The sequence below is a fragment of the Streptomyces viridochromogenes genome (assembly GCF_001270495.1).
Taxonomy (GTDB): domain Bacteria; phylum Actinomycetota; class Actinomycetes; order Streptomycetales; family Streptomycetaceae; genus Streptomyces; species Streptomyces viridochromogenes_A.
In genome coordinates this window covers 355081-375691 of sequence record NZ_LGUR01000002.1, presented here as the reverse complement: position 1 = coordinate 375691, position 20611 = coordinate 355081, and the positions used below count along the sequence as shown (strand labels likewise).

General features: G+C 71.3%; 17 protein-coding genes and 2 pseudogenes. 11 read left to right on the top strand and 8 right to left on the bottom strand.

Annotated elements, in window-relative coordinates; translation table 11 throughout:
• The first annotated feature begins 7 nt into the window (after nucleotides 1-7).
• The 4 genes from ADK36_RS01570 (at nucleotide 8) to ADK36_RS01555 (ending at nucleotide 5454) form a co-directional block, all read left to right on the top strand.
• Complete coding sequence (locus tag ADK36_RS01570) at nucleotides 8-928, top strand: carbohydrate ABC transporter permease (protein ID WP_048578912.1); 921 nt, start codon at nucleotides 8-10, stop codon at nucleotides 926-928.
• Nucleotides 925-1827, top strand: coding sequence for a carbohydrate ABC transporter permease (locus ADK36_RS01565; RefSeq protein WP_048578911.1), 903 nt, complete (start codon nucleotides 925-927; stop codon nucleotides 1825-1827). The genes ADK36_RS01570 and ADK36_RS01565 overlap by 4 nt, the downstream gene beginning before the upstream one ends.
• A 2-nt stretch (nucleotides 1828-1829) precedes the next feature.
• The gene (locus ADK36_RS01560) at nucleotides 1830-3548 is read left to right on the top strand and encodes a hypothetical protein (RefSeq protein ID WP_048578910.1); all 1719 of its coding nucleotides are present in this window, start codon (nucleotides 1830-1832) and stop codon (nucleotides 3546-3548) included.
• A 70-nt stretch (nucleotides 3549-3618) separates the two neighbouring features.
• Nucleotides 3619-5454, top strand: a complete 1836-nt coding sequence (locus ADK36_RS01555) for a hypothetical protein (RefSeq protein ID WP_048578909.1) — start codon at nucleotides 3619-3621, stop codon at nucleotides 5452-5454.
• Nucleotides 5455-5466: 12 nt separating this feature from the next.
• Here ADK36_RS01555 and ADK36_RS01550 read toward each other — a convergent pair whose 3' ends face one another.
• Nucleotides 5467-6147: a nucleoside/nucleotide kinase family protein gene (locus ADK36_RS01550; protein ID WP_107083592.1), complete on the bottom strand. Its 681-nt coding sequence runs from the start codon at nucleotides 6145-6147 to the stop codon at nucleotides 5467-5469.
• 206 nt (nucleotides 6148-6353) lie between these two features.
• Between ADK36_RS01550 and ADK36_RS01545 the strand changes: the two genes are divergently transcribed.
• Together ADK36_RS01545 and ADK36_RS01540 are read left to right on the top strand one after the other, a co-directional pair.
• Nucleotides 6354-7817 (top strand): hypothetical protein, encoded by a 1464-nt coding sequence (locus ADK36_RS01545; RefSeq protein WP_107086812.1) that lies wholly within the window; start codon nucleotides 6354-6356, stop codon nucleotides 7815-7817.
• Nucleotides 7814-8767, top strand: a complete 954-nt coding sequence (locus ADK36_RS01540) for a lysylphosphatidylglycerol synthase transmembrane domain-containing protein (protein ID WP_048578907.1) — start codon at nucleotides 7814-7816, stop codon at nucleotides 8765-8767. Before ADK36_RS01545 ends, ADK36_RS01540 begins: the two co-directional genes overlap by 4 nt.
• 25 nt (nucleotides 8768-8792) lie before the next feature.
• Here ADK36_RS01540 and ADK36_RS01535 read toward each other — a convergent pair whose 3' ends face one another.
• Entirely contained in the window at nucleotides 8793-9752 is a 960-nt protein-coding gene (locus ADK36_RS01535; RefSeq protein WP_048578906.1) for a hypothetical protein, read from the bottom strand.
• A gap of 11 nt (nucleotides 9753-9763) precedes the next feature.
• Nucleotides 9764-11236: an APC family permease gene (locus tag ADK36_RS01530; RefSeq protein WP_048578905.1), complete on the bottom strand. Its 1473-nt coding sequence runs from the start codon at nucleotides 11234-11236 to the stop codon at nucleotides 9764-9766.
• 313 nt (nucleotides 11237-11549) lie between these two features.
• On the opposite strand from ADK36_RS01530, the gene ADK36_RS01525 reads away from it, so the two are divergent.
• Entirely contained in the window at nucleotides 11550-12056 is a 507-nt protein-coding gene (locus ADK36_RS01525; protein ID WP_048578904.1) for a DUF5709 domain-containing protein, read from the top strand.
• A 416-nt stretch (nucleotides 12057-12472) separates the two neighbouring features.
• Nucleotides 12473-12721, top strand: a pseudogene (locus ADK36_RS49885) (NF041680 family putative transposase); the annotation flags it as partial.
• 9 nt (nucleotides 12722-12730) lie between these two features.
• On the opposite strand, the gene sthA reads toward ADK36_RS49885, so the two are convergent.
• On the bottom strand, nucleotides 12731-14134 hold the full coding sequence (gene sthA / locus ADK36_RS01520) for a Si-specific NAD(P)(+) transhydrogenase (protein ID WP_053195966.1): 1404 nt from the start codon (nucleotides 14132-14134) through the stop codon (nucleotides 12731-12733).
• Between the two features lie 167 nt (nucleotides 14135-14301).
• Between sthA and ADK36_RS01515 the strand changes: the two genes are divergently transcribed.
• Nucleotides 14302-15480 carry a sulfite oxidase gene (locus ADK36_RS01515; RefSeq protein ID WP_078942829.1) on the top strand — a complete coding sequence of 393 codons (1179 nt, stop codon included), beginning with the start codon at nucleotides 14302-14304 and terminating at the stop codon, nucleotides 15478-15480.
• Nucleotides 15481-15488: 8 nt separating this feature from the next.
• Here the strand turns inward: ADK36_RS01515 and ADK36_RS01510 are convergent, their stop codons facing one another.
• Nucleotides 15489-15695 (bottom strand): hypothetical protein, encoded by a 207-nt coding sequence (locus ADK36_RS01510; protein WP_030052537.1) that lies wholly within the window; start codon nucleotides 15693-15695, stop codon nucleotides 15489-15491.
• Between the two features lie 213 nt (nucleotides 15696-15908).
• Nucleotides 15909-17126: a beta-1,3-glucanase family protein gene (locus ADK36_RS01505; RefSeq protein WP_053195964.1), complete on the bottom strand. Its 1218-nt coding sequence runs from the start codon at nucleotides 17124-17126 to the stop codon at nucleotides 15909-15911.
• Between the two features lie 507 nt (nucleotides 17127-17633).
• Here ADK36_RS01505 and ADK36_RS01500 point away from each other — a divergent pair.
• Together ADK36_RS01500 and ADK36_RS01495 are read left to right on the top strand one after the other, a co-directional pair.
• Nucleotides 17634-18530, top strand: coding sequence for a GNAT family N-acetyltransferase (locus ADK36_RS01500; RefSeq protein ID WP_048578901.1), 897 nt, complete (start codon nucleotides 17634-17636; stop codon nucleotides 18528-18530).
• Between the two features lie 166 nt (nucleotides 18531-18696).
• Complete coding sequence (locus ADK36_RS01495; protein ID WP_048578900.1) at nucleotides 18697-19029, top strand: hypothetical protein; 333 nt, start codon at nucleotides 18697-18699, stop codon at nucleotides 19027-19029.
• Between the two features lie 212 nt (nucleotides 19030-19241).
• Here ADK36_RS01495 and ADK36_RS45690 read toward each other — a convergent pair.
• Both ADK36_RS45690 and ADK36_RS01490 read right to left on the bottom strand, forming a co-directional pair.
• Nucleotides 19242-19398, bottom strand: a pseudogene (locus ADK36_RS45690) (helix-turn-helix domain-containing protein); the annotation flags it as partial.
• Nucleotides 19399-19545: 147 nt separating this feature from the next.
• Nucleotides 19546-20451: a Gfo/Idh/MocA family protein gene (locus tag ADK36_RS01490; protein ID WP_053195963.1), complete on the bottom strand. Its 906-nt coding sequence runs from the start codon at nucleotides 20449-20451 to the stop codon at nucleotides 19546-19548.
• Between the last annotated feature and the right edge of the window lie 160 nt (nucleotides 20452-20611).

Here is a 20611-nt window from a genome sequence, read left to right as displayed (position 1 = left end):
CAGGAAGATGACAAAACGCGCCTCGGACGCTTCGGACGTGTCCGTGAGCCCGCCCAGGAGACGAAGCAAGTACACCCTCGCGCCGCTCGTCCTCATCGCGGGCAATGTCGTGCTCTTCGCGCTGTTCTTCGTCTGGCCGGCGGTGATCGGGCTCGTCTACTCCTTCACGAACTACACGGGCGTGGGGGCGTTCCAGTTCGTCGGACTGGACAACTACCAGAAGCTGCTCGGGGACTCGACCTTCTACGCCGCGACGACCCGCACGCTGCTGTACACCGTGCTCTTCGTTCCGCTGAACTTCGTGTTGTCGCTGCTCATCGCCAACGTGCTGGTGAGCAAGCACGCCAAGGGCGCGTCGGTCGCCCGCCTCTTCTTCTTCATCCCGTGGCTTCTGTCGCCCATCATCGTGGGTGTCCTGTGGCGATGGCTGTTCGGTGAGAACTTCGGACTGGTCAACTACCTCATCGAGAAGGTCGGCGGAAGCGCCGTTCCTTGGCAGTCGAACGCGGACCTGTCACTGATCGTGGTCGTGGTGGCGGCGGCCTGGGCCTGGACGGGCTTCTCCATGCTGCTGTTCATCGCGGCGATCAAGAACGTACCGACGTCGTACTACGAGGCGGCCGCGCTCGACGGCGCCGGTCCGTGGCGCCAGTTCATCAGCATCACACTGCCGAGCATCGCGCCCACCTCCTTCATCGTCGTCCTGCTCAACACGATCCACGCGATGAAGGAATACGCGGTGTTCGCCTCCCTCAACAACGGCGGACCTGGAACGTCGAACAACCTGCTTGTCCAGTACATCTACCAGACGGGGTTCAAGGCAGGCCAGATCGGCTACGCGAGCGCCGCGTCGTTCGTGCTCATGCTCATCCTGATGGCCGTCGCGATCATCCAGATGATGGTCAACCGGCGGGTGGAGAACCGATGACAACCACAGACATGCCGCGCAAGGTCGACGCCGACTCCGTACGGGCCGTCTCCAAGAAGAGGCCCCGTGGCTCGGCAACCGGCGGGCTTCGGCGCGCGATTCCCGCGACGACACTGCTGTGGGTCCTGGCGGCCCTCTACGGGATTCCGGTGCTGTGGTTCGTCCTCAGCTCCTTCAAGCGGGCGGGAGACCTGTTCGCCCTTCCGCTGACGCTGTTCCCGGACGACCCCACCGTGTCGGGTTACAAGGAAGCGTGGGCAAGCGCCAACTTCTCCCAGTACTTCATCAACACGACCCTCGTGTGTGTGATCGCGACGATCCTCACGGTGGGAGTCAGCTGCTGCACCGGGTACGCGCTGGCCAAGTACGACAACAAATGGCTCAAGGCCTTCTTCGTCTGCATCCTGGCCACCACGATGCTGCCGGCCGAGGTCATGCTCGCCCCGCTGTTCCTGGTGGTCCGTGACCTCGGCTTCTACAACTCGCTCGCCGGCATCATCCTCCCGGCTCTGCTCACCGCGACCGGGTGCTTCATGTTCCGCCAGTTCTTCCTGACGGTCCCCGACGAGCTCATCGAGGCCGCCCGCATCGACGGCGCGCGGGAGCTGTCGATTTTCCTGAGGATCATGGTGCCGCTCTCCCGGCCCATCATGCTGACGCTCGCCATCCTGTCGTTCCAGTGGCGGTGGAACGACTACATCTGGCCGCTGCTGATGCTGAACGACCCCGAGAAGTTCACGGTGCAGATCGGCATCCAGAGCCTCGTCGGCGCGCAGAACATCAACTGGTCGGTGCTGCTCGGCGGATCGGTCATCTCCATGGTCCCGCTGATCGTCGTCTTCCTGGTGTTCCAGAAGTACGTCATGAACGCAGACATCAATGCCGGACTGAAGGACTGACCTTGCCCACCCCGCTCGACCACGAGTTCGTCCGGTCGGCGGCCCGCGCCGCCGACCGGCTGGCCGCGCCGCTGGCGGCCGACCCCGAAGAGGAACCCGCCGGTGTGCCGCACCGCGGCCTGGCGCGGCGGGTGAAGACTCTGGTCGCGACATACCGTTCCCCGGACTCGGAACTGCACGGCGGCAAGCAGGCCGTCGCCGCCGCGATGACCCAACTCCGCGCCCTGCGGGCCGCGCAGACCACCACCGGCCTCTTCGCCGGCGGCGACAACGTGCAGTCACCACCGGACTCCGCGTTCACCGTCAACGACGTGTGCGACGCGCACGTCCTCGCCGCCGGCGCGGGGCCGGAACTGCACGACGTCACGGCCGCGCTCGCCGAGATCGCCGGCGCCGCCTCCGGCGCTCTCCTGACCGGTGGGGTGCACACCCCGAACCACCGCTGGGAGCTGTGCGCGGCGCTGGCCCGGCTGCACCGGTCGTTCCCCGACTACCGGCTGCTCGACCGCGTCGAGGAGTGGCTCTCCGAGGGCGTCGACATCGACGCGGAGGGCCTGTACTCGGAACGGAGCGCCAACTACGCGGCCCACGTGTCCAACCCTTCGCTGCTGCTCCTGGCCGATGTGCTCGGCCGCGCCGACCTGCTGGACGCCGTCGAACGCAATCTCGCCACGACCCTGGACCTGATCAGGCCGGACGGCACGGTGGAGACCGTCCACTCGCGACGACAGGACCAGAAACACCCGTTCCACCTGGCGCCCTACCTGCCGCACTACCGGCTGCTCGCGATCCGCACCGGCCGGGGCGACTTCGGCCGGGCGGCGCGGCTGGCGGCCGCCGGCGGCATCGACGACCCCGACCTGCTCGCCCAGACCCTCCTCACCCCGGACCTGTGCCGCGCCCTGCCGACCCCGGACGCGGAGACACTTCCGCGCACCCGGTACATCACCACCGCACGCCTCGCCGCACGCGCCTCGGCCGACGCGCACACGGTGGTGTACGGCGGCTCGGACGTGCCCCAGCACCGGCGCATCCGCTCGGGCCTCGCCTGCAACCCCACCTTCCTGCGCCTGTTCGCAGGCCACGCCGTCCTCGACGCGGTCCGTCTGACGCGGGGGTTCTTCGACCTGGGGCCGTTCCGCGCCGCCGACATGCGACAGCTCGCCGACAACCGGTACCGGCTCACCGAAACCCTCACGGCCGCGTACTACCAACCGCTCCCACCGGACCAGCGGCGCGACGACGGCGTCTACCGGCTGGTGGACGAGGGACGCTTCTCGGCCGCGATGGCCTTCCCGGACCGGCCCCGGGACGAGGTCTCCCACACGACCCGCGTCGACGTGGACCTGAGGGAGGACGGTGCCGACCTGCGGTTCGACATCAGCGGACCACGGGTGCCCTGGGCCCTCGAACTGACCTTCCGGCCGGGCGGCGTGACAGAGGGCGCCGTTCCGATCGGCGACGGACGTTGGTGCCTGACGACCGGGCCGATGACCTACCGGGTGGGTGACGACGAGATCCGGGTAGAGGCCGACGTCGAGGCGGGCGAACCGCTTGCCGGGCCGGACCGGAGCGACGTACTGCGGTACGACCCCGGGCAGGACTACACCGTGGTGGGCGGCACCGACGCGACGACCGGGAACCGCGTGTACATCGGTGGACTCGGCTCGCACACCCTGACCGTCGCACTGCGCGCCCGCCGGTCCGCACCCGTCGCGTGACCCCGACGAACCACGCCATGGCCGTCTCAGGCATGAAGGGCTGATCCCCGTGCACCACCCGTCCCCTCCCGTGCACCTCCCGCGGCAGCTCGGCCCGCTGCACGACCTGCCGGACAGCCCCGAGGCGTACGACGCGGTCCTCGCCGGTGTCGTGGAGGAGGCACTGGCCCGGCTGACGCCGGAGGGCAGCCTGGAGCACCCGGACCGCGTCGACGACATCGGCGACACGTCCCTCGGCATCACCTCACTCCTCGCCCTCGCCTGGCAGCGCGGCAGGGACCCACGCCTGCCGGAGGCCGTGCGCCGCAGCCTCGCCTTCCATCTGCGCGAGCGGGTGTACACCGAGGACAACCCCGGCTACCCCAATCTGAAGGCCCGCGCCTCCGCCCTGCCCTACGCCCGCTACACCCTGGCCTCCGGCGCCCACCCCATCGGAGACTGGCCGAGCACGGTGTGGGCGCTCCTCCAGACCGTCAACGTGCTGGAGCTGGCGGAGGGCCTCGTCGAGGGCGAGCAGCGCGCCGAACTCCTCGACGTGGCGCACGGCTACTGGCGCTGGCTGACCGAGGCGACCTTCTTCAATCCGCAGGAGGCCGGCAACCAGGCCATCGGTTGCGTCGTCGGCGGGCTGATGCTGGCCCGCCATCTCCCGCCGGGCCAGGGCGAGCAGGTGCGTGCGCGGGCGATCGCCCTGTACGTCAGCAAGATCCGCGACCACCGGGTGGCCGACCGGGGCGCGCTGCTGCCTCCCGAGCACGGCGGGGCATACGACAACAACTACGGCCCGATCTCCCTGTCCTTCCTCGCCCAGGCCCATCGGGTCAGCGGCGAGAGGGTCTTCGCCGAGGACGGCGACGCGCTGGCCCGCTACATCGACGCCCGCCTCACCAACGGTGGCTTCGACAACGGCGGCCCGCGCTACAGCGAGCAGCACAGCGCCTTCGAGTCGGTCCTCGGCCTGCGCTACTTCAGCCGGCGTATCGGTTCCGACCTCGGCCGCTACCGGGGCGACTCCCGGTGGGGCCGGCACGCGGTCCAGGCGGACGGCGGAGTCGACGGCCACTTCGCCTGGATGCTCGTCTGGCAGATCCAGGACACCACGCGCTGGCACCGGAGCCCGTCGCCGCTCCCGGCCCGCCACCAACTGCGTGCGGGCACGGTCTCGGTGGCCTTCGACGACCGTATGACCCCGTCGCTGGTCGAGGCGGCGGGCACGTACTACCTCCCGGCGGCGGTGAACCGGCAGCACGGCTTCGGCCCGGTGACGGACGGCTTCCTGTTCTGCCGCCCGATGGGCGAGGTACGCGTCCGGGACGTCCGCGCCGGCGGCCTCACGGCCAAGCTGGTCACCAAGCCGGTCGTCGGCCGCGACCACGTCCTGCGCCATGTGCGGTCCCTGTACGTCACCGACGGCACGAGCCTGTGGGTGACCGTCGCGGTGGAGCAGCTCCCCGGGACGCCGTATCTGCTCGCCGGCCTGCCGTACGCCACCGACGACGGTGACCGGGTGCGCAGGACGGCGGACGGCGATGTCACGTCGGCCGGCGCGCTGCGCCTGACGCACCCCCAGTCGGACGGCGTGGACCACTTCGACGCCCGCGCGGACCGGACCCAGGAGGAGGCGGCCTTCGCGCTGGCGGCCGACCCCCGCGGCTACGGCAACCCCGACGAGGGCTGGCGGCACCTGGTCAGCTCGACGGCCCTGGAGGCCGAACCGGCCCCCGGCGCCCCGGAGGAGCTGCACGTCTTCGCCGTGCGCTACGGTCCGTCGGGCCCGTTCGGCGCACTCTCCTGCGAACGCGACGGTTCGGGCCTGAAGGTCCGCACCGACGCCTTCACCGCCTTGATCGGCGAGGCGGCGGGCGACGCCCACGGAGAGCCGGAGCTCACGCTCAAGGCGTCCTAGAGGCCCACCGGGTCAGACCTCGGCGCGGGCGGGCCGCGGCCCCCGCGGGACGGGCAGTGCCGTGCCCGGTACCACCAGGTCGGCCCGGTCCCGGGTCGCGGCGACCAGCTCGGCGTTGCGCTGATCCGAGCCCAGCACCCAGGCCACCGCCCGCTCGTGCGGCTTGCCGAACTCCTCGTGCCGGGCGATCAGCCGCCGGATCCGCTCCGGTTCGTCGGCCTCGCAGAACCACACCTCGTCAAGCTGCGGCCGCACCCGGGCCCACGCCCCCGTGTCCAGCAGGAGATAGTTCCCCTCGGTCACCACCAGCCGGGCCGACGGCTCCACCGGAACGGCACCCGCGATCGGCTGCTCCAGAACCCGCTCGAAGCCGGGCGCGTACACGGTCCCACCGTCGGCCTCCTCGCGCAGACGCCGCAGCAGCGCCGCGTACCCCGCCGCGTCGAAGGTGTCCGGCGCCCCCTTGCGGTCCCGTCGCCCGAGCCGGTCCAACTCGACGTCGGCGAGATGGAAGCCGTCCATGGGCACGTGCGCGACCCACGGGGCACCGGAGCCGTTCAGCTCCCGCACCAGATGCTCGGCCAGCGTCGTCTTGCCCGCCCCGGGGCTCCCGGCGATGCCGAGGACGGCGCGGCGGCCGTCGCGGGGGAGGGACCGGGCGCGGGCGAGGAGATCGTCGAAAGTCGGGGCCACACAGCAGAGTGTGTCACCCGGCCGGTCAGGCGCCTGGCCGAACATCACCCTGCACACCTGTCCATTGCGGGTTAGTTTGTCCGTGTTTCTGGTGTTTCTCCGGCTCCCCGTTGTCCCACTCGCCTGGCTACGGGGCTCAGAAACCCTACGGCGCGTAGGGGGAGGGGCGGACGATGGCGCACGGCACGAAGCCCATGGTCGTGAGCATGGGACGACGCGACGAGGCGTTCATGTCCGGCAGGTCCTGGCAGACGCGCGGCCACGGCCTGCTCGCGGTCGTGGCCGCCGCCTTCACTCTCGCCCAACTCCTGCTCGTGCGGCCCTCGATCGGCCTCGGCTGGGACGAGGTGGTGTACGTCAGCCAGGTCGGCACCGACGCTCCGGCCGCCTTCTTCAGCGCACCACGCGCGCGTGGCGTCCCCCTGCTGGTGTGGCCCGTCGCCTCCTGGTCGTCGTCCACGCCGCTGCTGCGCGGCTATCTCGCCGTCCTGTCCGGACTCGGCCTGTACCTGGCGCTGCGCGCCTGGCGCGGACTGTTCCCGCCCCGCGTACTGGCCGGCGCGGCAGCCCTCTTCGCCACCCTGTGGGTGACCCTCTTCTACGGCCCGCAGGCCATGCCCAACCTCTGGGTCGCCTTCGGCGCCCTGATCTGCGTCGCCTGCTTCCTGCGGGCCCGCGCGGACCGCACCGACCGACGCGCCCTGTGGGGCATCCTGGCGGGCGCCGCGCTGATGGCCTGGATGCGGCCCACCGACGCCGTCTGGGTCGCGCTGCCGCTGCTCGTACTCGCGGTGGCGGGACGGCACTGGCGGCTCGGCGGCGCCCTCACGGCGGGCCTGGTGGCCGGTGGCGCCCAGTGGGTGATCGAGGCGATCGTCAGCTACGGCGGCCTGCGCGAGCGGCTGAACCAGGCCTCCCGCATCCAGGGCGACCTCGGCTGGAACCTCGCCGTCGACGACCAGTTGCGCAGCCTGGTCGGCAGCACCCTGTGCCGGCCCTGCAACGGCGAGATGCCCACCCCGGTCGTCTACGCCTGGTGGTTCGTCCTGCCCCTCCTCGCCGCCTACGGACTGGCGGTCGCGGTCCTGGCCGGCCGCACCACCCGCACCCTGGTCCCGCTGGCCTGCGCCGCGACGGCCGCCTTCCCGTACCTGTTCATGATCGGATACGCGGCCCCCCGCTTCCTCCTTCCCACCTACGCACTGCTCGCGCTCCCGGTCGCCGACGCGCTGCTCCATCTGGCCACCAAGCCGAACGGCCGGTGGCGTCCGGCGGCCGCCGCCGTGATCGCGCTCGGACTGGCCGGACATCTGGCCGTGCAGTACGTCGTCCTGGACCGCACCGTGGACCGCACCACCGCCGACCGCGCGGCCTGGGCGCGCTCCGCCGCCGCGCTCCACCGGCTCGGCGTCCGCCCGCCCTGTCTGCTCACCGGGCACGAGGCCATCCCCGTCGCCTACTACACCGGCTGCGCCTCCGGGGCGACCCGCGGCCACAACGCCAACACCACCACGGCCGACATCCTGCGCACCTCCCGCGACATCCCGGTCGGCGCCCTCACCGACCCCGGCGGCGAACCGGCCCGGTACGCCCGTGACTGGGAACTCCACCGCCTCGACGGCCTGGAGGTCCGCATCGCCCCGGCGCCGGGCGCGGGCGGACCGGCATGACGTCGGAGCGACTCCTCTCCGCACCCCGGCGGAGACGGGCGTACTGGCACGCCGCCCTCACCCTCGTCGTCCTGACAGCCGTGGTCTGCCTGGCCCGGCGCCACTGGCCGGTGCTGGAGACCGGCGCGGTGCGGCTCGCCGTCGCCGACCAGGGCTGGCTGCTCGTCGCCGCACTGGCCACCCTGGCCACCGCGCCCTGCGCGGCGCTCGCGCTGCAGGGCGCGGTGCCCCGCAGGCTCCCCCCGGGGCGGCTCGTGGCAGGGCAGTTCGCCGCCTCCACCGCCAACCACTTCCTGCCCGCCGGACTGGGCGGGTGCGCGGTGACCCTGCGGCTGCTCATGCGCTGCGGCATACCGATCGCCGACGCGGCCACCGCGATCGTGGTCAAGGGCACGGCCGGTGCGCTCGTGCGCGGCGCCCTGGTCGCCGTACTCTTCGCGGCCTGCCCCGGCAGGCCGCACCTCCCGAACCTCCCGCACTTCAGCGGGGAACTCCTGCTCACCGTCTGCGTGCTGGCGGGCGGCGCGATGGTGGTGTCGGCCGGCCCGTTGAGGCGCTGGTGCCGACGGGCCCTGGTGGCGGTACGGGCGTACGTCGGCGTCGTCCACGCCCGCCCGGCGCGGGCGGCGGGCCTGTGGGGCGGATCGCTGGCCTTCGTGGCGCTGCACTGCCTCGTCCTGATCACCGTCACCCGAGCGGTCGCCCTGCCTCTCCCGCCGGCCCGGGTCGCCCTGCTCTACGTCGCCGCGAGCACCGTGGCCGCCCTGCTGCCCACCCCCGGCGGCCTCGGCTCCTTCGACGCCGTGCTCGCCCTCGCGCTCACCGCGGCAGGCGCCCCGGCCACCGCGGCCGCCTCCGCCGTGCTCGGCTACCGACTGCTGACGGTGTGGCTGCCGCTGCTTCCCGGGCTGGTCGTGCTCGGGGTCCTCGTCCGGCGCGGGGCGCTGTGAGCGCGACGGGCGCGAGCCGTCCGGGTCACCCGCGAACCCCCACCTCCTTGCGCCACTTGACGAACTGCTTCTCCGGATCGCCGGTGTACGCCCACGGAGCCCGCGTGGCCCGGCGCTCCAGCATCCGGAACAGGGCCGCGGCGATGTCGTGGGCCCCCGCGTGACAGGCCGCGTGGGCCAGGTAGTTCACGTCGCGCAGCTCGCCGGGGGCGATGCCGTTGCCGGTGCGGCCCATGATCCAGCGCTCCCAGGTGCGGCGCACGTCACTGACGGCGCCGTCGTTGCTCCAGTGCTGCCCCAGCCCCATGGAGGCATGCTGCCCCCGGGCCGCGTCCAGGGCGTAGCGGAACTCCTCGACGCGCGCGTACTGCACGAGCACCGGCAGCGGACAGCCGGACGGCGCCACGCCGGCCGCGTCGCGGGCGAAGTCGTACATCAGGCCGTGGGTGCCGTGCCAGCGCGAGGAGTAGTAGTGCAGCACCTGGAGATGGCCCTCCACGCTGTACGGGTCGCGTTGGTGCAACTCGTCCCACCAGCGGGCCAGTTCCTGCCGTCGTACGCCCGACGGATACAGCCGGGCGACGGACATCAGCGAGACCCACGGGGTCGGATCCTCCGGGTAGGCGTCGGCGGCCCTGAGGCACGACAGCACCGCGCTGTCGATGCGCCGCCGGTCGATCGGCACGCCCCGGCCCGCGGCGATCGCCAGGTTGAACGCCCGGGTCGTGTCCGTCGCCGCCCGCAGCACCAGCGCGTCGGCGCTGTGCGGCTCGGCGGCCAGCCATGACTCCACGGTCGAACTGCCCGCACAGGCCTGGGCGAGCAGCCGGGTCCGATGGCCGCGGACCAGCCAGTCGCGACCGGTGACCCGCAGCAGCTCCCGCAGTCCCTGCCAGCGGCCGATGACGATGTCCTGGCGGCCGCGGGTGAGGGCGGTGTCCCCGCAGTCGGGGTCGAAGTCGGGAGCGAAGCGGTCTTTCGCCATCGAGGGCTCCCTCAGAAGTCGGTGGGAAGACCCTCGTGGACAAGGGAGTTGTCGCCGCCACCGCCGGCGGGGACGTAGTCCGCCTCGACGGTCCGCGCGGCGTCCAGCTTGGCCGGCCGGTAGTAGTCGCTGCCCTGCCGCCAGTACCAGAGCATCGGGATCAGCCCGGCCGCGAGACCGCCGATGCCGATCGCGATCGCGGAACGGCTCAGCTCACCCAGCGACTCGACGAAGATCCAGAACATGAACAGGGCCCCGAACAACGGCCACAGGCCGCCGAAGACCAGGTTGCCCACCGACTTCAGCAGCAACTTGCGGTAGGCGAACACCGCCGCCAGCCCTGTCAGCCCGTAGTAGAGGGCGATCTGCAGCCCCATCGCGGAGATGGCGTCGGAAAGGATTTCGCCCACCGTGCCCAGGAAGTTGGAGGCGACGAACATCGCCAGCGCCACCACGCCGACGACCGAGATCGCCACCCACGGCGTGTTCCACCTGCGGTGCACCCGGCCCAGCGCGGACGGCATCGTACGGTCCCGGCCCATCGCGAACAGCGAGCGCGTGACCTGGATGAGCGTCGTCTCCAGGGTGGCGATGGTGGACAGCATCACCGCCACGATCAGCAACTTGCCGCCCCAGCCCGGCCAGACCTCCTCCCCGAGCACGGCGAGCACGTTGGCGTCGTTGTCCTGGATCTGCCGCGAGGAGAGGATGACGTTCACCGCGATGGTGAACACCTCGAACAGCAGGAAGACGACGCCCACCCCGATCAGCCCCGCGAGGCCGGTCGTACGACGGCTGTCGCGGGTCTCCTCACTGAGGTTGCTGGTGACGTCCCAGCCCCAGTAGTAGAACGCCGCGATCAGCGCCCCCGACGCGAACCCCGTGACCCCGTCGAAGTGCCCGAGACCGAGCCAGGACCAGTCGAAGGCCCGGGCCTTGTCCGAGTGGAGCAGGGCGAGTACGGCGAACAGGGCCAGTATCGCCAGCTCGACACCGGACATCACCAGCTGCGCCCGGACGGTGAGCCGCGCGCCGCCCAGCACCACGCACAGCATGAGCAGGAACCAGCCGGCGCCGACCAGCGTGGACAGCGCGGTGTCGTCCGCGAGTTCCGAGTCGAAGAGAGCGAGCGTCATCGATCCGGCCGGCAGGGAGCCCGCCACCATGAAGATGGTCGCCGAGATCACCAGCGCCCAGCCGCTGATGAACCCCAGAAAGGGGTGCAGCGTACGCCCCACCCAGGAGTAACTGGCGCCCGCGGTCACGTCGATCCGGCTGAGATAGCTGAAGGCCAGTGCGATGCCCAGCATCGGTATCGCGCAGTAGAGCAGCGCGGCCGGACTGGCCAGCCCGACCGCCGAGACGAGCACCGCCGTGGTCGTGGCGATCGAGTACGCGGGGGCGCTGCCCGCGACCGCCATCACCACCGTGTCGAACGTACCGAGGGCGTTGGCCTGCAGCCCTCTGCCCCTGTTGTTGTTCATGGATGCGCTGCTTTCCGTCTTGCACGACGAGAGGGCGGACCGGCCCCGACGGCGTATGGGGGGTGGGGGGTGGAACAACGCCACGAACCGGGGAGGGATGACCTCGGGTCAGAGGCGGCGGAACGGGGTGGCGGACACTGTACGCCGTTGCGTTGTCGTGCGGTCACGCCGTGTGTGCGAGTGATGATAGCCACATTCTTGATGCTTCAAGAGCCCTGCGAACTTCCGGGGGTTGGAGAGCGCGCAACGGGAAACGCGGTTCGGGACATGCACCAGCGAGAACCAGCCGACCGCGCGAGCGAGGGAGGCAGCCATGGGCACCGAACACACGCCCGCAGAGCCGATGGCCGACGACGCGTACCAGCCCACCGGAGGCAACGAGGAACAGCAGGACGCCGCGCCGCTCGACCTGCAGGACGCCGTGGACGAGCGCACCTACGACGACACCCTCGACGAGGGCTACTCCCCGCCGGAGAAGCCGCTCGGCGTGACCAGGCACGGCACCACGGCCGCCGAACAGCACGACGGCGAGACCCTCGACCAACGGCTCGCCCAGGAAGTCCCCGACGTGACCGAGCCCGTCGGCGACGACGTCGGTGACCTGCCGGGCGGCGACGGCGAACCCGTCGACCCCGAGGCGGGCACCGAGCGCGCCGGCCGCCTGGTCGCCCCGGACGAGGGAACCGGCCCCGACACCACGAAGGAGGAGATCGCCTTCGACCAGGGCATCGACGGCGGCGCGGCCGGCGCGGAGGAGGCCGCGATGCACGTGGTCGAGGACGACTCCCGCCTGCCGGACGGAGACCAGGAGACGACCTGATGCGCGCGGCGTGACACCGCGGGCCTCAGCTTGTTCTTCATGCTCCGGACGATGTCCCGAAGATGATCGCCCGGACGAGCAATCGCCGGACACGAAGGCGGCCTTCGGCTGATCCTGTGCTCCGACCAAGGACACACCTGACCAGCACGAAGGCCGTGGGGGTGAATCTGCTGCATCACGATGCCCGGCGGGAGCCGTTCACTTTTGGCGGCTTGACAAACACCATTAGGAATCCGGGATGACTTCTACGCGTGCCTGACCGCCCGGCGTGACGAACTGTTCTAGCTCACCGATGCCTTGTTGTGTGTTGACGGTGCTGTGACAACGCCGGTGGACCTGACACCGCTGCCCGAGCACCGCCGTGGTCACGGCGCACTGTACGACGCGCTCAATCGCGGCGGCGCGCCAGTACGCTCGCCGAGGACATTCGTCGCCCCTGGGAGAAGCCCGCCGAGCCGACCCGGCTTACCCCGGCCCGCGTCCGCCGGGGGTTGCGGAACCTCCGCGCGCACTTGCCCTGCCCGGCCCGTGCGCCGAAACCCGACCGGCCCTGCCCCGGCAGGCCACTCGGCTCGAAGAACCGCAGGCTGGCGCCCCGCTACGACGTAGGCAAAACCGTCAAACGTCCCGAGACACTGATCGAACGCGACCAGGCCAGACCATGAAGAACAAGCTCAGTCCCCGATGTGGTCGATCTGCCGCAGCCGGTTCGTGGCGTCCAGCGCGGCGACCTTGTACGACTCCGCGAGCGTCGGGTAGTTGAACACCGCGTCGACCAGATAGTCGACCGTGCCACCGCAGCCCATCACCGACTGACCGATATGGATGAGTTCCGTCGCCCCCGTACCGAAGCAGTGCACACCGAGCAGCGTGCGGTCCTCGGGAGAGACCAGCAGCTTCAGCATGCCGTGCGAGTCACCGATGATCTGCCCACGGGCCAGCTCGCGGTAGCGGGAGATGCCCACCTCGAACGGCACCCGGTCCTCGGTGAGCTGGTCCTCGGTCCGGCCCACGAAACTGATCTCGGGGATGGTGTAGATGCCGATCGGCTGGAGCTTGTGCATCCGGCCGACGGGCTCCCCGAAGGCGTGGTACGCCGCCGCCCGCCCCTGCTCCATCGAGGTCGCGGCCAGCGCCGGGAAGCCGATGACGTCACCGACGGCGTAGATGTGCGGCACCTCGGTGCGGTAGTGCTCGTCGACCGTGATCCGGCCGCGTGCGTCCGCCGTGAGCCCGGCCCTGTCCAGGTCCAGCTCGTCGGTGAGCCCCTGCCGGCCCGCCGAGTACATCACCGCCTCGGCGGGGATCTTCTTGCCGCTCTCCAGGAGGGTCAGCGTGCTCCGGGGATGCCGCTCGACGGCGGCCACCGTCTCCCCGAAGCGGAACGTCACGGCGAGGTCCCGCAGGTGGTACTTGAGTGACTCGATCACCTCGACGTCGCACATGTCGAGCATCCCGGCGCGCTTCTCCACCACGGTGATCTTGCTGCCGATCGCGGCGAACATCGAGGCGTACTCCATGCCGATGACACCGGCACCCACGATGACCATGGAGCGCGGCACCCGCTCCAGCGCCAGGACATTGTCCGAGTCCATGATCGTCCGCCCGTCGAACTCCACACTCCCCGGCCGCGCCGGCCGGGTGCCGGTGGCGATGACCACGTGGTCGGCGGTCAGCAGCCGTTCATGGCCGGTGACCTCGCGCAGCGCGATCGTGTGGGGGTCGACGAAGCGGCCGGTCCCGGCGTACAGGGCGACGTGGTTGCGGGACAGCTGGCTGCGGATGACGTCCACCTCACGGCCGACCACATGCTGGGTGCGAGCGGTCAGGTCGGCGACGGTGATGTCCTCCTTGAGCCGGTAGCTCTGGCCGTACAGATCGCGCTGGGTGAGGCCGGTCAGATACAGCACCGCCTCGCGCAGGGTCTTGGAGGGGATGGTCCCGGTGTGGATGGAGACGCCGCCCACCATGTCGGGGCGGTCGACGACGGCGACCCGGCGGCCCAGCTTGGCCGCGGCGATGGCGGCCTTCTGGCCACCCGGGCCGGATCCGATGACGAGCATGTCGAAGTCGGGCACCTTCAGGAGTCTGACAGTCGTGAGCCCCCTTCCGAAAGGGTGAGCCGGAAACCATCGCGCGGCCGAAGTGCCGCGGAGGGAGCGGAAGTTGTGCCGTCTGCCGGACAGGCCGCGGCCGACCCGCGCGGGCCTGCGCGGACCTGTGCGTTTGGGTCGATAATGCCGGTATGGGGCATCGACTCGTCGACGCGAGCGCACCGGCCCGGCTGGCCGCCCCCGAGGAGGGCATCGGCCGGGACGAACTGGCGCTCGCGACCCGCAACCACGGCCTGCCGCTCGAAGCCCTGCGCTACGACCTCACCCCACCCGGCCTGCACTACGTCCTGACCCACTACGACATCCCGTACGTCCCCGACGACACCCCCTGGCATCTGACGCTCGGCGGCCGAGTCCGCCGCCCGCTGCGCCTGAACCTGGCCGAGCTCCGGGCGTTCCCGCAGGTCACCACCCGGGTCACGCTGGAGTGCGCGGGCAACGGCCGGGCTCTGCTGACGCCCCGGCCGGTGAGCCAGCCCTGGCTCGTCGAGGCGGTCGGCACCGCCGAGTGGACGGGCGTACCGCTGCGCCTGCTGCTCGCCGAGGCCGGGGTCGGCACAGACGCGGTCGACGTGGTCTTCACCGGCGCCGACCACGGGGTCGAGCGCGGCGTCGAGCAGGACTACCGGCGCGCACTGCCCGTCGATGTGGCCACGGGCGGCGACCCCGAGGTGCTGGTGGCGTACGCGATGAACGGCACCCCGCTGCCGCCGCAGCACGGCCGGCCGCTACGGCTGATCGTGCCCGGCTGGTACGGCATGGCGCACGTGAAGTGGCTGCGCGAGATCACCGTCGCCGACGAGCCGTTCCGGGGGTTCCAGCAGGCCGTGGCGTACCGGCTGCGCCGGAATCCCGAGGACGAGGGTGAGCCGGTCACCCGCATCGCCCCCCGCGCCCTGATCGTGCCGCCGGGCTTCCCCGACTTCATGTCCCGGGCCCGACTGGTCCCGCCAGGGCCGGTGACCCTGGAGGGGCGCGCCTGGTCCGGGTACGCACCGGTGACGCGGGTCGAGGTCAGCACGGACGCGGGGCGCGGCTGGCAGGCGGCCGAGCTGGAGCCGGACGACGGGCACCGGTGGGCGTGGCGCCGCTGGCGGCACAGCTGGACGGCGCTCCCCGGCGAGCACGTCCTGAGCGCCCGGGCCACCGACGCCGAGGGGCACACACAGCCCCTGGAGCCGCCCTGGAACCGCGGGGGCTTCGCCAACAACCTCGTACAGCGGGTGCCGGTGCTGTGTCCCGACGCGCACACGGCCGCCCCGGGTGCCGACACGCACCCCGGGGCGACTCGTGCACATCCTGGACGGTGAGGTTGAGGCTAGGGCAGCAGCTTGTCGAGGGCGGAGGGGCCCTCGGCCGCCAGCTTGCGCTTGGCCCATTCCAGATTGCGCGGGGTGAGGTCCTTGCCTGAGGCAAGCACAATGTCCTCGGGCGACACATCGGTGCCGGTGCGGGCGTGGAGCAGGTCGTCCGGGGTGACGCGCTCCTCGGACGGCCCGGACGCTTCGGGCTGGGACGTCGGCATCATCTCTGCTCCTCGGATCCGGGTGACTTCCTTCGGGCCCGGTGCGGTCATCGGGTCTGTTAACACCATTCAACGCCGGAGCGGACCCTGCATCCGGAGGCGCCGAAAGCGCCCCTCCGTCCGGGACGAAACCGCCCGTCCCCGAGGACTGAGCGCCCGCTCGGGCCGCGTCAGCCCTCGAAGGGCCGGGGGCTGTTCCCGAAGGGCGGGGAGTCAGTCGCCGAAGGGTGTGAGCGTCAGCCGTATCCCCGTCGGCGCCGTGTCCTGGATGTACGAGGCGAAGTCGGCCACGTCGTCGAAGGCGAAGCCGTACGCCTTGCCGTCCTCGGTGGCCGTGTGCATCGCCTTGGCGTAGTGGTTGGTCAGGGCGGTCCGGTAGAAGGTGGCGGCGTCGGTGGTCGGCTGGGCGGGATGGCTGAGCAGCGTCGAGCGGTTGAAGCCGGCGCCGAGGACGGCGGCGACCGGGCCGGTCGTGCCGTCGTTGGGGGCGGCGAGAGCGCCGTCGCAGAACAGCACGTCCCGGGTCGACGGCTTGGCGAAGGACACCTGCGCGGGCCCGTCGAAGGTGAACCGGTCGCCCCGCACCCGCCCGGTGAACGTCCCCGCGTTGGTGGTGACGGTGAGGTCCCGCCCGGTGTACGTGCTCCACACCTCGTCGATGTACGGCGCGAGGTGGTCCTTGGCGAACAGTCCCGCGTCCAGGCCGTGCCCCGGGGCGATGACGCGCGTGTCGTCCACGACGAGCCGCGCGAACGCCTCGGCCTGGCCGACCGCGGCGAACGCGGCCGCGCGTCCCCCGGCGCGCAGTCTGCCCGTCGTCTGGTCTTTTGCGCCGGTGAGCCGGATGCTCAGCGGCACGCTGAACATGTCGACCATGGTGGTGTTGCAGAACATTCCGGCGGCGTTGTACGTGAACTCGGCACAATCGTGCAGCACCGGGTAGTTCGGGTCCGACGTCACCCAGCCCGCCGGGTACTGGAGCGCGGCGTTGCCGTTGCCGTCCGTGACGGCCTTGAACTTGAGCTTCTGGCCGAGTGACACATAGATCCGGCCGGACATCTGGGGGAGTGACAGCCGGGTCTCGCCGCTGCCGGCCAGGCTGATCGCGTAGTCGGTGAAGCCGTCGGGGCCGTTGTCCGACAGCGCGATCGGCGCGAGGGTGCCGTCGGGCGTGACGCGCACCTGGCGGCCGTCCTGGTTGCCGACGATGTAGACGTGGACGTTCGCGTTGCCGAAGGAACCGCTGTCGTTGACGAGCGTCAGCGGCAGCGTGGCCGCCGCGGCACGCGCGTCGCCGGTCGCGGGTGTGTCCGCGAGGGCGTAGGGGGCCACGGTGGCGACGGTGGGGACGGCCACCGCCGTGCCGCCGAGGGCGAGGAGGAGCCTGCGTCGACCGAGATGGCGCTCATGGCGCTGATGACGGGAAGTCATGTGGGGGGTCTCCCGGAGTACTTGTGGGGTACTTGTGGGGGTACTTGGGCCGCGGCGGCGCCGCGCACCGTCCGCCCGAGAGTCTCCTGGAAGTCTTGAGAGCGCTCTCGAACCAGGCGCCGAAGCCGCCGATGGGCCCCGATGCTACGCACGACCCCCGCATCGGCCAATGGGTGTGCGGCGGTCCCAAACTCCGCTCAGCTGCGGGAACTTGAAAGACCACGGAATGCCCACGACTGCTTAACCCTCTCCTAAGGCCCACTTAAGTCGCGCAAGACTCCTGAGAGCGCTCTCTCATCCTTGACGGAGTCGCACTCGGACCCGCGAAAAACCCTTGGACGGGCCGATGGAGATCACGTACGGTGTGGGTCCACGCCCTGAGACGGACGGAAGGAGGCGAGTGCCGTGCGGTTCACACCTTTCCAGCGCTCCCTTTTCCGCTGCCCCGGCGTGTCGCGTCAGATCTGACCGGGAGCGCTCCAAGCAGCCTTTATCCCGGAGGAATCCGTGACCGATCTGGTCATCCGCGCGCTCACCGCGAGCGACGCCCATCTCTTCGACGCACACCCCGACCCGCTGGGCGCCCGTGAGGGACACCGGCGGACCCGGTTCCGCCCCGAGTGGAAGCGAGTCGCCCTGCGCGACGGCACGGTCGTCGCCCGCGGTGCCTGGTGGGGCGGCCCCGACGACTCGGAGCCCATCAACATCAACTGGTTCGACGTGGCCGAGGGCCAGGAGGAGGCCGGCGCCGAACTCCTGCGCTCCGCTCCCTGGCAGGTCGAACTCGAGATCAACCTGCCCGGCGGCTGGCGGGACGAGCCCGGCCTCAAAGCGGCCGCAGAGGCCCGCTTCGGCGCCGCACGCGCGGCCGGCTACGAACTCCTGGTCGAACGCTTCCTGTACCGCTGGACCCCGGAACTCGGCCTGCCCGAACGGCCCGGACGGCTGCGCTTCAGCGCCGAACCCGATGACGCGGTCTTCTTCGACGCGCTGCGCCGCATCCACTCCGTCACCCTGGACGCGCACTCGCTGCGGGCCATCGAGGAGGGCGGCCTCGACCGAGCCGCCCAGGAGGAACTCGACTTCTTCCACTGGTGCCCGTCCCCACGGGAGTGGTGGCAGATCGCGCGCACCCCGGAAGGCGAGCTGGCCGGCATCCACATCCCGGCACACAACCCCTCCGGGCCGACCGTCGGCTTCATCGGAGTCGTCCCGGAGCAGCGGGGGAACGGCTACGCGTACGACCTCCTCGCGGAGTGCACCCACTTCCTCGTCGAGCAGGGCGCGGAGTTCGTCAGCGGAGCGACGGACCAGGGCAACTTCCCCATGGCCGCGAACTTCGCCAAGGCGGGCTTCCCCGTCGTCAGCGAGCGCATGAACTTCCATGCGGCGCAGTCGGCGTAGCGAGGTGTGGAGCCGCAGCGCTGCGGCTGACGAGCAGTAGCTGAGAGGCGGCAGCCGAGAGGCGGCCCGGTCCGACCGCGGGTCCGGGCCGCCTGTCAGTGGCGGGTGGCATGCTGGTCGGCGATGTGATCGACGGGCGGGCCAGGCGTTGGGCGACGGAGGCGGCATGGGATTCGACGGCGGGGTCTGGCAGGTGCGCAGCGGCGACGAGCCGGTGGGGGACATCCTGATCGACGAGGCCGACTTCCCCTGGCTGTCGGGCCGCTTCACGCCCGGTCCGGGGTACGACGCGGTCCGCGACCTGTTCGCCCGTGAACTGGCCCTGCTGGAGCGGGACTACGACGAGGTGTGGGAAGCCTGGGAGGCGGCCTACGACGAGATCCGAAGACGCGTCTCCCTGTCCTCGCCGGACGGCCCTGTCGCGGAGTTCCTGCTGCACATCGAGGGCGACCGGGCCTGGTTCCGGTGGAGCGAGGAGCAGTTCGAGGACGAGGGCTAGGGCCTGTCGTTTGATTCAGTCGGCGTCGCGGGCCCCGGCACGCGCTCCCCCACTGCCTTAAGGGCGTGGGAGGTGCCCCCAGCCGCGTTGTCGTCACTCGCCGGCTCCTCACACTCGAACCGGCCTCGCCCGGCTCGCTCGGGGGCACGCCCATCGCGTCGACTCCCTCCTCCGCCTTGCAGCTGCACGCACCAGACCCCGCTCGGGTCGGCTCCCAGCTGCCGGTAGCGGTCTGCCCAGCGGGCGGCGGTGGTGTGGCTGACCTGGAAGCGTTCCCGCGGCCCTGCGCAGCGGCCAGCCGTCGTCGACGACACACCGGGCCAGACGCAGCCTGCCGGTTGCAGTCAGCGGGGCAATACGGTGGAACAACGAGGGCCTTCTGGGAGCCGGTTGCAGATCTCGCAACCCACACCGAACCCAGAGGCCCTCGCCCCGTTCAAGGACCGCTCAAGCGTGGCGCCCGCCACCAACGTCCCCGGACAGCACATCTAGCGCGCCTTCACCCCGCATCCTGGGTCAGGCCTCGCCGCTCTCGCGGTCCTCGCCGTCCAACAGCCCTTCCGCCACCGCCAGAATCTCGGTGACCCGGAGACCGAACGCGGCGTCGCACGCGTGCGGCTGTCCCGTGCGGGAGGCGGCCAGCAGGGCGTCCGCGGCCCGGATCAGGGCGGACACCGCGCTCTCGGTGCTCTCCGGCAGCCGCCTCACACCGGCCGCGCCCCGCAACTCCACCGCGGCCCCCGCCGCCGCGGGCGGTGCCGTGAGGCTCAGGGCCAAGGTGCTCGACGCGCCGCCGACATGGTCGAGCACCAAGTGGACGGTGTCACCGGGCCCGTGGGCCGCCGCCGTCACCCGCCGTGCGTCACCCAGGACCGGCAGCAGCACGGACAGGGCGTGGGGCCCCACGTCCCACAGCGCGCCCTTCTCCTGCCGCCACGGCGAGTCCGCGAACGGGTTGCCGTCACCGCTGAACACCGCGCCCAGCCACTCCGCCCGCCCCGTGAACCAGCCCTCCACGGCCGCCTGTTCGGTGATCCACGCCGCGGTCTCCGGCTGGAAACGGGTGGTGAAGAAGACGACCGAGGCCACGCCACTCTCCTCGGCGGCCTCGGCGACCGCCCGCGCCTGCTCCACCGTCGGCGCGAGCGGCTTGTCCAGCAGCAGATGGCAGCCCGCCCGTGCGGCACGCACCGCCAGGTCGGCCTGAACGGTCGGCGGCAGGGCGACGGCCACCGCGTCCACGTCGGCGAACAGCGCGTCGACATCGTCGTAGGCGCGCACGCCGTAGCTGTCGGCCAGCTCCTTGGTGGGGGCTGTACGGCGGCCCCAGACCCCCACGAAGTCCAGTTCGCCGTGCCGGCTCAGGGCGGGAGCGTGGGCCATCCGGGCCCACGGGCCGGTGCCGAGCAGTCCGATACGCATGCTGCCGCCTCTCACTCTGCCGAGCTGTGTCGAGCTCTGCCGACCCGCGCTGACCTGTGCCCACTTGGGCCTACTTGTGCCGAAACACCCGCGACCGACGCCGAGCCCGGCCGGCGGATCGGCACGTGGTCGGCCGGTCGAGGGTGAGCGTGTCACACCG

What these genes read in the sequence shown, in the direction of transcription:
- ADK36_RS01570 (WP_048578912.1), top strand. Translation starts at nt 8, where the DNA reads ATGACAAAACGCGCCTCGGACGCTTCGGACGTGTCCGTGAGCCCGCCC.
- ADK36_RS01565 (WP_048578911.1), top strand. Translation starts at nt 925, where the DNA reads ATGACAACCACAGACATGCCGCGCAAGGTCGACGCCGACTCCGTACGG.
- ADK36_RS01545 (WP_107086812.1), top strand. Translation starts at nt 6,354, where the DNA reads ATGGGACGACGCGACGAGGCGTTCATGTCCGGCAGGTCCTGGCAGACG.
- ADK36_RS01540 (WP_048578907.1), top strand. Translation starts at nt 7,814, where the DNA reads ATGACGTCGGAGCGACTCCTCTCCGCACCCCGGCGGAGACGGGCGTAC.
- ADK36_RS01535 (WP_048578906.1), bottom strand. Translation starts at nt 9,752, where the DNA reads ATGGCGAAAGACCGCTTCGCTCCCGACTTCGACCCCGACTGCGGGGAC.
- ADK36_RS01530 (WP_048578905.1), bottom strand. Translation starts at nt 11,236, where the DNA reads ATGAACAACAACAGGGGCAGAGGGCTGCAGGCCAACGCCCTCGGTACG.
- ADK36_RS01525 (WP_048578904.1), top strand. Translation starts at nt 11,550, where the DNA reads ATGGGCACCGAACACACGCCCGCAGAGCCGATGGCCGACGACGCGTAC.
- ADK36_RS01515 (WP_078942829.1), top strand. Translation starts at nt 14,302, where the DNA reads ATGGGGCATCGACTCGTCGACGCGAGCGCACCGGCCCGGCTGGCCGCC.
- ADK36_RS01510 (WP_030052537.1), bottom strand. Translation starts at nt 15,695, where the DNA reads ATGCCGACGTCCCAGCCCGAAGCGTCCGGGCCGTCCGAGGAGCGCGTC.
- ADK36_RS01505 (WP_053195964.1), bottom strand. Translation starts at nt 17,126, where the DNA reads ATGACTTCCCGTCATCAGCGCCATGAGCGCCATCTCGGTCGACGCAGG.
- ADK36_RS01495 (WP_048578900.1), top strand. Translation starts at nt 18,697, where the DNA reads ATGGGATTCGACGGCGGGGTCTGGCAGGTGCGCAGCGGCGACGAGCCG.
- ADK36_RS01490 (WP_053195963.1), bottom strand. Translation starts at nt 20,451, where the DNA reads ATGCGTATCGGACTGCTCGGCACCGGCCCGTGGGCCCGGATGGCCCAC.